The sequence below is a fragment of the Photobacterium sp. GJ3 genome, assembly GCF_018199995.1.
In the GTDB taxonomy this organism is placed as follows: Bacteria; Pseudomonadota; Gammaproteobacteria; order Enterobacterales; family Vibrionaceae; genus Photobacterium.
The window spans coordinates 129,884-142,559 of the sequence record NZ_CP073579.1 but is presented as its reverse complement, the minus strand read 5'-3'; the positions used below and the strand labels follow the sequence as shown (position 1 = coordinate 142,559).

The 12,676-nt window shown below is 49.3% G+C and carries 9 protein-coding genes and 2 tRNA genes; 4 read left to right on the top strand and 7 right to left on the bottom strand.

All coding sequences use genetic code 11. The features are described 5' to 3' along the window. Positions 1-219: 219 nt before the first annotated feature. A complete protein-coding gene (locus KDD30_RS17490) occupies positions 220-2,766 on the top strand; it encodes a hypothetical protein (RefSeq protein ID WP_211651289.1) in 2,547 nt (848 codons plus the stop codon). A 207-nt stretch (positions 2,767-2,973) separates the two neighbouring features. Further along, the gene (locus KDD30_RS17485; RefSeq protein ID WP_211651288.1) at positions 2,974-3,663 is read left to right on the top strand and encodes a GIN domain-containing protein; all 690 of its coding nucleotides are present in this window, start codon (positions 2,974-2,976) and stop codon (positions 3,661-3,663) included. An 83-nt stretch (positions 3,664-3,746) separates the two neighbouring features. Here the strand turns inward: KDD30_RS17485 and KDD30_RS17480 are convergent, their stop codons facing one another. The 5 genes from KDD30_RS17480 to KDD30_RS17460 all read right to left on the bottom strand — a co-directional run bounded on the left by KDD30_RS17480 (position 3,747) and on the right by KDD30_RS17460 (position 8,018). Next, a complete protein-coding gene (locus KDD30_RS17480) occupies positions 3,747-4,778 on the bottom strand; it encodes a methionine synthase (RefSeq protein ID WP_211651865.1) in 1,032 nt (343 codons plus the stop codon). 27 nt (positions 4,779-4,805) lie between these two features. Beyond that, a complete protein-coding gene (locus KDD30_RS17475) occupies positions 4,806-5,798 on the bottom strand; it encodes a DUF1852 domain-containing protein (protein ID WP_211651864.1) in 993 nt (330 codons plus the stop codon). A gap of 387 nt (positions 5,799-6,185) precedes the next feature. Beyond that, positions 6,186-7,037, bottom strand: a complete 852-nt coding sequence (locus KDD30_RS17470; protein ID WP_211651287.1) for a GNAT family N-acetyltransferase — start codon at positions 7,035-7,037, stop codon at positions 6,186-6,188. An 18-nt stretch (positions 7,038-7,055) separates the two neighbouring features. After that, positions 7,056-7,556 carry a GNAT family N-acetyltransferase gene (locus KDD30_RS17465; RefSeq protein WP_211651286.1) on the bottom strand — a complete coding sequence of 167 codons (501 nt, stop codon included), beginning with the start codon at positions 7,554-7,556 and terminating at the stop codon, positions 7,056-7,058. 60 nt (positions 7,557-7,616) lie between these two features. Then, positions 7,617-8,018, bottom strand: a complete 402-nt coding sequence (locus KDD30_RS17460; protein ID WP_211651285.1) for a hypothetical protein — start codon at positions 8,016-8,018, stop codon at positions 7,617-7,619. A 365-nt stretch (positions 8,019-8,383) separates the two neighbouring features. Between KDD30_RS17460 and KDD30_RS17455 the strand changes: the two genes are divergently transcribed. Continuing rightward, the gene (locus tag KDD30_RS17455; RefSeq protein ID WP_211651284.1) at positions 8,384-10,030 is read left to right on the top strand and encodes a methyl-accepting chemotaxis protein; all 1,647 of its coding nucleotides are present in this window, start codon (positions 8,384-8,386) and stop codon (positions 10,028-10,030) included. Positions 10,031-10,816: 786 nt separating this feature from the next. Next, a complete protein-coding gene (locus KDD30_RS17450) occupies positions 10,817-11,197 on the top strand; it encodes a hypothetical protein (protein WP_211651283.1) in 381 nt (126 codons plus the stop codon). A gap of 1,103 nt (positions 11,198-12,300) precedes the next feature. On the opposite strand, the gene KDD30_RS17445 is transcribed toward KDD30_RS17450, so the two are convergent. Both KDD30_RS17445 and KDD30_RS17440 read right to left on the bottom strand, forming a co-directional pair. Next, a tRNA-Asp gene (locus KDD30_RS17445) sits at positions 12,301-12,377 on the bottom strand. A 43-nt stretch (positions 12,378-12,420) separates the two neighbouring features. Then, positions 12,421-12,511, bottom strand: a tRNA-Ser gene (locus KDD30_RS17440). Between the last annotated feature and the right edge of the window lie 165 nt (positions 12,512-12,676).

The window sequence follows — 12,676 nt, the reverse complement described above, 5'->3', positions numbered from 1 at the left end:
TATTGTCTTTCATCAGCTTATACCATGAACAGATTTTTGCCTGCTCGCTAACTCTGCCCTTTCTCAGCCACGCGACAACCATTTTCTCCGGCCCCAATGAAGGCCTAGCTGGACAACACTAAGCTAAATATCAGAAAGCAATAAAAGTGGCTCCGGCCTATCCCGGGGCGAATAATTCTGTCGTCGCGAAAGCGGCATGACTGATTTTAGGGGCGAGACATGATGAACAAATCATGGGGATGCGCATGCAGTCTGATCAGTACCAGCCTGCTGACAGCAGGCTGTGGGGGAGATTCCGACTCACCGCAGGCACCAGTCAAAACCATTCCGACTTATTCTATTACAGCGATTGATGGCTATCTCGAAAATGCCCAGGCCTGGGTCGATATTGCCGAGAACTTCCGCTTTGAAGGCGGAGACCGCGAAGGCATGACCAATGCGGAAGGTCTGGCCTCCATAACACTCAATGGCCTTGACAACCCGGCACAGTTTGCAGCGTTCGTACTGGCTATTCCGGGACAAACGGTGGATCAGGACAACCCTGATGCCCCAGTGACCAAGGGCTTTCTGATGTCTGCACCTGTGGGCTACACCACGGTCACGCCGCTCACCAGTCTGGTTCATTTATATATGTTCGAAGGGCTGGGTGAATCCACCGCGATAGCTGCCGTCGCCCAATCGCTGGGGATTCCCGCAGAACAAGTCATGGGCGATTATCTCTCGGCAGGTCTGGCCGATGTTGCGGTGAAAGCCCGTTCAGTGATTGTGCTGGGGATCCTGCCGGAGCAAGAGCTGACGGCGGAGTCCGACGTTCTGGCACCGCTGGCTGAATTTCGTCGCCTGCGAGATGTGCTGAAACAGGTGGATACCAATCATCATTTAGTGCTGGATGCACATGGCCGAGTGGTTGAAGACAACAACGGCCTGCCCGTGGTGATCGACAACACTGGGCTGAACACGGATTCCGATGGCGACGGCGTGATTGATGCCGCCGATCCGTTCCCTAATGACGCCACTGAAAGTGCCGACTTCGATTACGATGGCATCGGTGATAACGCCGACCCGGATGACGACAATGACGGCCTGACCGATGAAGAAGAACAGGCGCTAAAGACGGATCCACTCAATCCGGATACCGACGGTGACGGCGTGGATGACAAAACCGATCAGTTCCCGACAAACAAAGATGAAACCGTGGATACCGATGGTGACGGCACAGGCGATAACGCTGATCCGGACAATGACAACGATGGCGTCAGTGACGCATACGATGAAGATCCGCAGGACGTCACCAAATATAACTGCCAGTTCGACGCCCTGACTTCGACGTCTTTCGAATATGAAGTCAGTGATATGCACAATGTCATCCTCCAGTGTGGCGGTTATCTCCCATTCGGCATTGCTGATGTCACAGCGCTGGGTCATTTGCGACGCAGCCGGGTGACCGAAAACGGCAACAATGAAGCGTTTGAATTTGCGAACGATGGGACTGCCGTGCGCTATCAGCAGGGTCTGGTGACGGGAAATTACACCTGGAGTATCACCACCAGCAACGACAGGGACGGCTTTGCTCCCGGCATGGTCAAACTCTTTCATGAGAACGGCGATGCCGAAGTCTGGGCGATGCTGACGAAGAACAGCAAAGAAAATCACTTTGTGGTCTTCTCCCAATATGCCAGTCAGGGCAACGGGTTTATCGACACGCAGGCCATCTGGCAGATGCACAGCCTGGATTATCGCCGGACGAGCGATCCACTGCCTGTGGCCAGTGCGACCCTCACTCCGTGCACGACGGATGACTCCGCATTCAACGGCGACGCCCCTGCCAGTGCAGCCACTCAGGAACAATTCGCAACAGCCATTGAAACCTGTAAACAAAACAGCGGCGGTGGCGACATCCCTGTCGCAGCGAGTGATGTGGCCAGCCGTACCCTGATGTGGGGCAAGTCTGGTGAAACTCTGTCGACCCGCTACACCTTCCTGACCACAGATGGGGAAAATGAAGGGTTTGGTTACCGACTGACTAACGGTACTTATCAGACCTATCAATGGGAAGTTGAAAACAATCAATTGGTGATGCAGGGGCGGGACATACCCAATGCCGCGAACTGGACGCAAACTTTCGCGATCCTGGACGAAGCAGAAGCCAACCATGAAACCGGCTGGAAAGTCTTCACCCAAAATGAACTCTGGGTGAAAAACAATACACCGGCGGGTATCACAGCAGCGCAAGGTGCCATCAGCGCGGGGTCACTGGTTCGCACGCTGATGCCCGGCGATTTGCTGACACAATGCGATGACTTCAACACAGGCTGGAATGACAGCAACCAAAGCCCGACAGACAGTGGTGCCAGCTTCGCTGAGTACACTCAGGCTGTTTCGGACTGCGGTACGCCATGGACGTTTGCGCCGCTGAAATTCACCGCCGCTCTGTTAACCAATACCACGTTGTTACTGGACAACGGACACAGCATGGTCTTTACCGGCGTGCCTGCCACCAACGGCGACGGACTGATGTCGGGCTCCGGCACTTATGTCACCCCAGCGACGGAAAATCCCGTCACGGAAGCCTTCACCTGGGTGATCCACGCGAACGGACGACTGGTGATCGACTTCACCGACAGCGATAAAGTCACTCGATGGACATTACTGGATGCAGACGGAATCAACTTTGCATCCCTGAGCTTTATGGAAAATCCAGACTGGCAACTCAACCCTGAGCAAGGTGTCATTCGCAACGCAGGCTTTACCGTCAGCGCGCAATAATCCTGATGCTTTGCGCTTTTGATAAAACAGGTGGCTAATTTAGCCACCTGTTCGTTAATGTGACGACGGCATTCCCGTCAGGTCAACAGCGCTGAAACACTATCTTCCCCTTCAAGCCTCATCCTGCCTGGTCTGCAAGCCGTTGAAAAACATTGGCACACATCTTGATATCCAATTGTCACCAATAATCAATGGATGAAACAAATCATGAATCAATCAGCGAAGAAAGTGATGCTCCCTGCGGCTCTGACCGGGATCGTTTTATTGACCGCAGTAATTGGCGGCATTCCTTTCAGTTTTGCAGAGGATCAGACCCGAACGCAGTCACTCGAACCGTTTGACCGCTTGTTTGTTGAAAAAGGCATTGAAGTGAACGTCCACTGCAGTGAGCGGAACTGGAACTATCTGGAAGCAACCGGTGAAAACCATACGCTGAATCAGATGAAGCTGACCGAGCGAAACGGCGAATTATCCATCAGCAATACTTCCGGGGATGATTGGGAAGAAACGGATCCGCTGACGCTGGATATTTATACCACACAACCACTCCACCGACTGGAAGCACGCTTCGGCATCGAAGCCATTGTCGATAGTTGCGCTGTGGCAAAAGACAGTTTTGAAGCCGTTGGGAAGATGGGCAGTAAACTGACCCTCAGCGGCCAGACGGACAAACTGTCTCTGGAGCTGGCCATGGGGGCCACGCTGACGCCAGCGTCACAGCCATTAAAAATCGGGCAAGCCGATGTCAAACTGGGCATGGGCGCCAGTGCCAGCCTCTGCCACGCAGAATCCATCACAGGGGAGCAATCTGCTGGCACCAGAATTTCGGCCTCACCGCAGGCACAAACCAAGCTGAACAGCAGCTATGGGACGGCGCTGGTATTTGATGAGTGTTGAGCAGGGAAAGGGAGTCAGAATACCGGTTGATCATGGCGTTATCCCCCATCCAACCGGTATCCCAACCTCAGGTCCAGTGATCCTTACTTCAGCTGAAGCTCTCTTCGGACGATTTCAGCACCTGCACTCAAGGCACTCAGTTTGCCCCGGGCAATCTGGCGAGATAAAGGGGCCATTCCACAGTTGGTGCAAGGGTAGAGTTTATCGGCATCAACAAACTGAAGTGCTTTCCTCAGTGTTTCTGCGACTTGCTCTGGCGTCTCAATCGTATGGCTCGCCACATCAATGGCGCCCACCATCACTTTTTTACCTCGAATCAGTTCAAGCAACTCGATAGGGACATGCGAGTTGTGACACTCCAATGAGATGATATCGATATTTGATTTTTGCAGTTTAGGAAAAACTTCTTCGTATTGCCGCCACTCTGAACCCAGCGTCTTTTTCCAGTCTGTGTTGGCTTTAATGCCATAGCCATAGCAAATATGCACAGCCGTTTCACATTGCAGACCTTCAATCGCTCTTTCTAACGCTGCGATGCCCCAGTCATTCACCTCATCAAAAAACACATTAAATGCAGGCTCATCAAACTGGATAATATCAACGCCAGCCGCTTCCAGCTCCTTCGCTTCCTGATTCAGAATTTTGGCAAATTCCCAGGCAAGTTTTTCACGGCTTTGATAATAGTCATCATATAGCGTATCGATCATCGTCATCGGCCCGGGTAAGGCCCACTTAATCGGCTGGTTCGTCTGCTGACGTAAAAATTTAGCATCTTCTACAAAAACAGGTTTCTGACGGCTCACCGGACCGACCACAGTGGGAACGCTCGCATCATAGCGATCCCGAATTTTTACCGTCTTCCGATTTTCAAAATCAACGCCGCTGAGGTGCTCAATAAAGGTCGTGACGAAATGCTGGCGTGATTGCTCTCCATCACTGACGATATCAATGCCAGCCTGTTCTTGTTCATGCAAAGACACACGCAAAGCGTCTTGTTTGCCATCCTCGAGTTCCTGATCTTGTAATTTCCAGGGAGACCAGAGAGTTTCAGGTTGTGCAAGCCAGGAAGGTTTCGGTAAACTTCCCGCCGTTGAAGTCGGTAATAATTTTTTCATCATAATCACATCGTCTGTTTGGCTGTATTAAAGAACGTAATTTGCTGACCACTGGTCGAGAATCGCCTGATAAGGTTTAATAAAATGCTCTTCAGCAAATTTCCCTTGCTCTTTTGCTAACTGACTGCGTTCTTCCCGGTCATAAACAATTCGGGTCAGCGAATGGTCCTGGTTCTTCAAATTCGGTTGATAGCATTGTCCTGAAGCAGCATTCGCATTATAAATCTCAGGCCGGTAAATCTTTTGAAAGGTTTCCATGGTACTGATGGTACTGATCAGCTCAAGGTTCGTGTAATCATTCAGTAGATCACCAAAGAAATAAAAGGCCAAAGGCGCAACACTATTGGGTGGCATAAAATAGCGAACCTGCAAGCCCATCTTTTTGAAATATTGCTCGGTCAGAGACGACTCATTGGGCTGATATTCAACCCCCAAGACAGGATGCTGATTTTCAGTGCGCTGATAGACTTTATTATCCGAGACACTCAGGCAGATCACTGGTGGCTTATGGAAATTCTCTTGGTAAGCCTCTGAATTCAGAAAACATTGAAACAGATTCCCATGCAACACACCAAATCCGTCTGGAATACTGAATTGAGGTTGATTCTTGTTATGTTCTAACAGCAAGACGCTGAAATCATAATCTCGGACATAAGAAGAGAAATTATTACCAACAATACCTTGAATACGTTTATTCGTATGATGATCAAGAATATTCGTTTTCAGAATTTCAATCATCGGGAAGCTTTGCTCCTTGCCCTGAACATCTGCATCAATATCCAGATCAACAGAAATAATCTCAAGCTCAACAGAATAACGTTCACCGGTCGGATTATCCCAATTCGCCAAGGCATTAAAACGATTATTAATCATTTTTAAAGCGTTCCGCAGGTTCTCCTGACGGTGATCACCTCTCGCCAGATTCGCGAAGTTCGTTGTAATACGGGTATTATCTGACGGATGATAATTCTCATCAAAAATAATTTTCTTTATCGTAAATTTAAAATCTTTATTCGGCATAATCTGGCATCCAATGTTCTGAGATAAATCCTGAAACTGTTCCTTGTACTTTCCGGGCTTTCCAATTTTATGTGTTAGATTTTCCCAGTCCGCTGTCTTTCCCGTTTTTTGATTTTCGCCGCGTGGCTTCATGAAAGATCTACGGTCAATGACGTCGAGTGAACAACTGAGTATGAGTTATACTTGGGTCGATACATGAATAAAAATGATTTTATTGCATGAATCCATGAGCCAGATTCATAGGTGAGGCAGATTGAGGACTTTGGCCAGACAGTGATGCACGATATCGGACGGATGCAGGTTGGTCGTACAATTCACGACAGACGCAAGCTTCGTCAAAATCAAACGCGACGAAACTTGCTCTGTGTGCTGAAACGCAGGGATCCCTTATCCAATCTCAAACGAAGTCACACCAAAAATGCGGTCTAACGGAAGTTCAGGTTCGAACTGGGTATACATGCGGGCCGTGCCGAATGAGACGGTCATGCCGTATTTCTCGGCCAGAGCGACTGCGGCTGAATGAACTGCCGGGACATCCAGAAAAACAGCCTCTGTTGCTGTCGCCTGAGAAGCCAGTGCCAGAAATAATCGTTCTCCGAGTTCAGCACTCTCTGCATACAGCGGGCCGATTTTATAGCCACCCAGACACGGGCGAATCACCCCGTATCCTGCCAGCTGACCCTGCGCCAGAATCCCCAGTGCGGTACTGTTTGGCTGGCGGGTCCAGGCTTTTAAGAAGGCAATACGAGGCGAAGGAAAGAAGGGGTGCTCATAAGCAACCAAGGTTTCAAAAGGTAATGTTGATAACGGCACAATGGCTGCGTCAGGCTCAGCCGGACCATAGCCCCGCCCCTCATAACGCAGGTGGCTGTATGCCAGTTGAAACCCGGATTTCTGATAGTTTGCCTGCTGTTCAACCACACCATCTAAACCAATATTACAGCCTTCGAGATACGCTAACGCTGCATTCCAGATCTGAATTCCGTACCCCATGCCCCGGTATTCCGGTTTTACAATGTAGTAACCGATAAAACCAAAGGTCTCGTCATAACGAACCGCAGAGATGGTGGCAATCGGCTCATCGCCCAACAAGCCAATCAAAAAACCGCCCGGATCGGCGGCAGCATAGCAAAGTGCATCATGCTGCCCAGGATTCCACCCTTCCAGAGCCGCCCAGGCCACTGCAATATCCACTTCGCCCCGCCGCATCGGACGGATAGTAAAAGCTGTACTGTTCATGCTGATTTCTCCTGCCTTTCAGCGAGCCTCTTCTTCCTGAGTTTCCAACATCATTGACATCACATGCTGCGGTCCAGCCGCACCACCGTGATACAGCTCGCCGACATCAATGAATCCACCGCGTTCATAACAGATTTTCGCCGCCGGATTTTTACAGTTGACGGTCAGGACAATCTGGTGTGCGTGCGGATATTCTGCCCGAAGAAATGTCTTCAGCGCGGCGACCGCACGGGTGCCAATCCCCTGCCCCTGATAATGCTGATCAACAAAGAATCCTCTGAGGCCTAACGCATCCCCCGGCGCAAAATCGTAACGCTGTCCGTACTGCGTATCCACCAAAAAGAAACCGACAACGCGCGCTTCCATCTGAATCACCACGGGATGCACCACATCGTCCACATTCACCAGAATTTCTTCCATGGTGCCAACAAAAGGCAATTGTGATTCAACGACAGATAGCGCTGCAACCTGCTCAAGGTGGCCTGGTTTCATGCCTTCGAGTTTGATCTGAGACTGCATATCTTCCTCTGATTTCAGCTTCACTATAGAAAATAAGTGACAATCTTACGTGGATTCCAGTCAACCAATTGAATACCAATTCATCATAGGTTGAGCCAGATCCCTTTTTTCGTCTTTTGAGTCGGTATAGTGAATCAGGGTTGGTTGAATTTGCATCAACGGAAATCCCTCAAGTAAAGGGGCATCAACCCATTGAAAATAAAGTCTATTTTTTGAAAAGTTGTCTTTTACAAGGAGTATTTTATGGCGAAACGAGTCTCGAATAAGCGCATCAAAGAAATCCTGAAAGAAGCTGCTGATAAGAAAAAGTAAGCACGCTTTGCCTGCGCTGAGGTCCCCATACCTTAGTGCTGTAACCTTTTCACTTGTAGCCAATCCCTCGCTCTGCCGGGGGATTGTTGATCTCCAGCTGCCTTCAGCACCCCAAATTGACCCACAATGATTTCTGTTAACCTCAGCCAAGTTTTCATTATTTTTTTGTAAAAAATAATTTCTTTGCGATTTTTAAACGCCTTCAATCTAAAAACCCGAATTAAAAAGATGATAAAATCATAAACATGTAAAAAAGCAACGCAATCGTTTTACCTGCTGATTACATTTTGCAAAGTACAAGGACACGATTTTTCGTCAAACACGCAATCAGACACTAAAAAAATCAAAGAGTTAACCATGACAAAATGTGAACACAACAAACGAATATTCATGGATAGAAACGCAAGTCAGACACGAGGTTATCGGAGGCATTTCATCGAATTCATGAGTTTATATTCATTATTTTTGAATTCAATCGGACGTTTTCCCAAGAATAACAATAAGAAGAGCACGCTATGTTTATCAACACATTAACATTAAGAACCAAATTAATTTTAGCGGTCTTATTGCCCTGTGCAATTTTATTGCTTGTTGGCATACTCAGTTACCTGAGCATGTCTCAGATTGGTCAGAAATCTGAACGGCTTTATCAAAATACAGCAACGCCAATGCGAGCGATGGCTGAAGCCGCGTCCCGGATCCCAAGGATGCGCGTGGGTATTGATATGATGCTGCTCCAGGAAATCGATAATCTAAAAGATCAAAAGGGCGTGACGATCCGTATTCAGGAAACCCGAAAAGAGGATATTCCTGAAATGCGTGCGGCCATGGAGCGATCAGTCGCGGCACAGGTGAATCCAGATCTGCGCCGGGAAGCGGAAAAGTTACTGCGCAATTTTGAAACCATGATTCAAAGTGAACTGAATCCATTACTCAGTGCACTTGAAGCAGGTCGACTGGATGAAGCCCACCGCTATTACGGCGAATATGCAAAATCCTATGGCGTAATGCGCAAACAGTCGAATGACATTCTGGACACCTTGCTCACTCAGGCTCAAACCTTCAACAACGAAGCCCAGCAAAGCTTTCATGATGGACAGCGTAACCTGATGCTGTTGATCATCGGTGCACTGACAATTTCATTCATTGTGTCTTTCGTCATTATCCAAAACCTCAGATCCCGTGTCTCTATGCTGCAGCAAACCATTCAGACTGCAGAAAAAGATATGGCACTCAATACCCGTATCGACCTGGGCGGTAAAGATGAACTGACAGCGATCAGCGATACTTTGAATACCTTCTTTGCAAAAATTCACCATGCTGTTCAGGAAGTCGCGCAAAGTTCCCGGAATCTGGCGCAAACGGCTCAATCCGTTGCGACAACAGCTCAGTCGACTCAAAATAACTGTGTCACGCAGCGAGACCGGACGATGCAAGTCGCCACCGCAATTAATGAGCTGGGTGCAACCGTCAACGAAATCGCCAATAATGCTGCAGAAGCGGCCAATATCGCGAAAGAAGCGACGACTCAGGCTCAGAGCGGTTCGAGTGTGGTCGAACATGCCCGAGAGAAAATGAACGAGCTGAGTACTGAGCTGGGGGATATCACTGGAGTGATTGAATCACTGGCGGGCCAGGTGACTGACATCAGTGTGATTCTGGACACCATTCGCAGTATCTCGGAGCAGACCAACCTGCTGGCACTGAATGCCGCAATCGAAGCTGCCCGTGCGGGTGAGCAGGGCCGCGGTTTCGCTGTGGTCGCAGATGAGGTCCGGAGTCTGGCGTCGCGTTCAGCCAACTCAACCGAAGAAATTCAGGATGTCATCAACCGATTACAAAATGAGTCCATGAAAGCTGTGGCTGCGATTTCTCAGGGTCGAGAGCAAGGTCAATCCGTCGCAGAACAAGCCAACATGGCGACAGAATCACTGACTCAGATCGGCTCTTACATTGATCAAATCAGTTCGCAGAACATTCAGGTTGCCACGGCAACTGAAGAACAGTCTTCCGTGGTTCAGGAGATCAACCGGAACGTGGAAGATATTAACTTTCTCACGACGGAAACAGCAGATGTGGCAAATCAGCTGAATGCATCCAGTGAGCAGTTGCAAGCCCTGTCTGATCAGATGGACCGACTGGTCGGCCGATTCAAGCTGTAAGCCCCTCATTCCCTGCCTGCGAATCGCCCCGACATGCAAATGCCGGGGCTTTTCTTTGGGTGTTTGTTCGTTCACTTCAGGTCAGCGTTATTCGCGATACGCCGGATATCTAACCGCCGTCATTCCCGCTTTTCCTCCCGCGCAGGCGGGAATCCATAAAGCACCGGGCTACAAATACACGAAAATCATCATGGAACAGATCAAATCACAGCAAGGTTCAGCCATTCTGTAGAATTGTTCACAGCACCCAGACGAGGCTTCAGCGCATCAACGTCACTGGGTTCCCGCCTGCGCGGGAACGACAAAGGCTTGATAAATCATCATATTACCGTCATTCCCGCGCAGGCGGGAATCCATAGAGCGCCGGATTAAAAACACACGAAATCATTATTGAACAGATCAAATCACAGCAAAGTTCAGTCATTCTGTAGAATCGTTCACAGCGCTCAGACGTGGCTCTGGCGCATCAACGTCACTGGGTTCCCGCCTGCGCGGGAACGACAAAGGCTTGATAAATCATCACATTACCGTCATTCCCGCGCAGGCGGGAATCCATAGAGCACCGGGTTAAAAACACAGGAAATCATCATGGAACAGGTCAAATCACAGCAAGGTTCAGTCATTCTGTAGAATCGTTCACAGCGCTCAGACGTGGCTCTGGCGCATCAACGTCACTGGGTTTCCGCCTGCGCGGAACGACAAAGGCTTGATAAATCATCACATTACCGTCATTCCCGCGCAGGCGGGAATCCATAGAGCACCGGGTTAAAAACACAGGAAATCATCATGGAACAGGTCAAATCACAGCAAGGTTCAATCATTCGGCAGAATTGTTCACAGCACCCAGACGTGGCTCTGGCGCATCAACGTCACTGGGTTCCCGCCTGCGCGGGAACGACGAATAACTTTAAATTCATTCCCTTACCGCTATTTTCGTGCAGGCGGGAATCCATAGAGCGCCGGGTTAAAAACACACGAAAATCACATGGAACAGATCAAATCACAGCAAAGTTCAGTCATTCTGTAGAATCGTTCACAGCACCCGGACGAGGCTTCAGCGCATCAACGTCACTGGGTTCCCGCCTGCGCGGGAACGACAAAGGCTTGATAAATCATCACATTACCGTCATTCCCGCGCAGGCGGGAATCCATAGAGCACCGGGTTAAAAACACACGAAATCATTATTGAACAGATCAAATCACAGCAAAGTTCAGCCATTCTGTAGAATCGTTCACAGCGCCCAGACGAGGCTTCAGCGCATCAACGTCACTGGGTTCCCGCCTGCGCGGGAACGACAAAGGCTTGATAAATCATCACATTACCGTCATTCCCGCGCAGGCGGGAATCCATAGAGCGCCGGATTAAAAACACACGAAATCATTATTGAACAGATCAAATCACAGCAAAGTTCGGTCATTCTGTAGAATCGTTCACAGCGCTCAGACGTGGCTCTGGCGCATCAACGTCACTGGGTTCCCGCCTGCGCGGGAACGACAAAGGCTTGATAAATCATCACATTACCGTCATTCCCGCGCAGGCGGGAATCCATAGAGCGCCGGGTTAAAAACACACGAAATCATTATTGAACAGATCAAATCACAGCAAAGTTCAATCATTCGGCAGAATCGTTCACAGCGCTCAGACGTGGCTCTGGCGCATCAACGTCACTGGGTTCCCGCCTGCGCGGGAACGACAAAGGCTTGATAAATCATCACATTACCGTCATTCCCGCGCAGGCGGGAATCCATAGAGCGCCGGGTTAAAAACACACGAAAATCACATGGAACAGGTCAAATCACAGCAAAGTTCAGTCATTCTGTAGAATCGTTCACAGCGCTCAGACGAGGCTTCAGCGCATCAACGTCACTGGGTTCCCGCCTGCGCGGGAATCCATAGAGCGCCGGGTTAAAAACACACGAAAATCACATGGAACAGATCAAATCACAGCAAGGTTCAGTCATTCTGTAGAATCGTTCACAGCGCTCAGACGAGGCTCCGGCGCATCAACGTCACTGGGTTCCCGCCTGCGCGGGAACGACGAATGACTTTAAATTCATCGTCTTACCGTCATTCCCGCGCAGGCGGGAATCCATAAAGCTCCGGGTTAGAAGCACACAAAAATCATCATGGAACAGGTCAAATCACAGCAAAGTTCAGCCATTCTGTAGAATTGTTCACAGCGCTCAGACGAGGCTTCAGCGCATCTTTATACCGTCAATGCAATACACATAACAAAAAACCCCAGTCTTTCGACTGGGGTTTCATGTAGTGGCGGAGCGGACGGGACTCGAACCCGCGACCCCCGGCGTGACAGGCCGGTATTCTAACCAACTGAACTACCGCTCCAATTCTTCAGAACTCGTCTTTCGCAAAACGCTTTCTTTGAAAGTGGCGGAGAGATAGGGATTTGAACCCTAGATACGCTATTAACGTATGCCGGTTTTCAAGACCGGTGCTTTCAACCACTCAGCCATCTCTCCGTAAGTGCGGTGAATCATACCAGCTCTTTTTTTGCTGTAAAGCACCAAGATGCTCAAATGACTATTTTTTAAGCCAAAAAGTTCCTTTTTTGTGGGTTTGCACCTTTTTTAATCACGAGGTCGTCTATTCTTTGAGTCGGATAACCCGAAACAAGGCAATCCGGG

Coding starts and splice junctions, on each gene's coding strand:
- KDD30_RS17465 (WP_211651286.1), bottom strand. CDS start 7,556: ATGCAGTCTCAGATCAAACTCGAAGGCATGAAACCAGGCCACCTTGAG.
- KDD30_RS17485 (WP_211651288.1), top strand. CDS start 2,974: ATGAATCAATCAGCGAAGAAAGTGATGCTCCCTGCGGCTCTGACCGGG.
- KDD30_RS17475 (WP_211651864.1), bottom strand. CDS start 5,798: ATGCCGAATAAAGATTTTAAATTTACGATAAAGAAAATTATTTTTGAT.
- KDD30_RS17490 (WP_211651289.1), top strand. CDS start 220: ATGATGAACAAATCATGGGGATGCGCATGCAGTCTGATCAGTACCAGC.
- KDD30_RS17470 (WP_211651287.1), bottom strand. CDS start 7,037: ATGAACAGTACAGCTTTTACTATCCGTCCGATGCGGCGGGGCGAAGTG.
- KDD30_RS17480 (WP_211651865.1), bottom strand. CDS start 4,778: ATGAAAAAATTATTACCGACTTCAACGGCGGGAAGTTTACCGAAACCT.
- KDD30_RS17455 (WP_211651284.1), top strand. CDS start 8,384: ATGTTTATCAACACATTAACATTAAGAACCAAATTAATTTTAGCGGTC.
- KDD30_RS17450 (WP_211651283.1), top strand. CDS start 10,817: ATGGAACAGGTCAAATCACAGCAAGGTTCAATCATTCGGCAGAATTGT.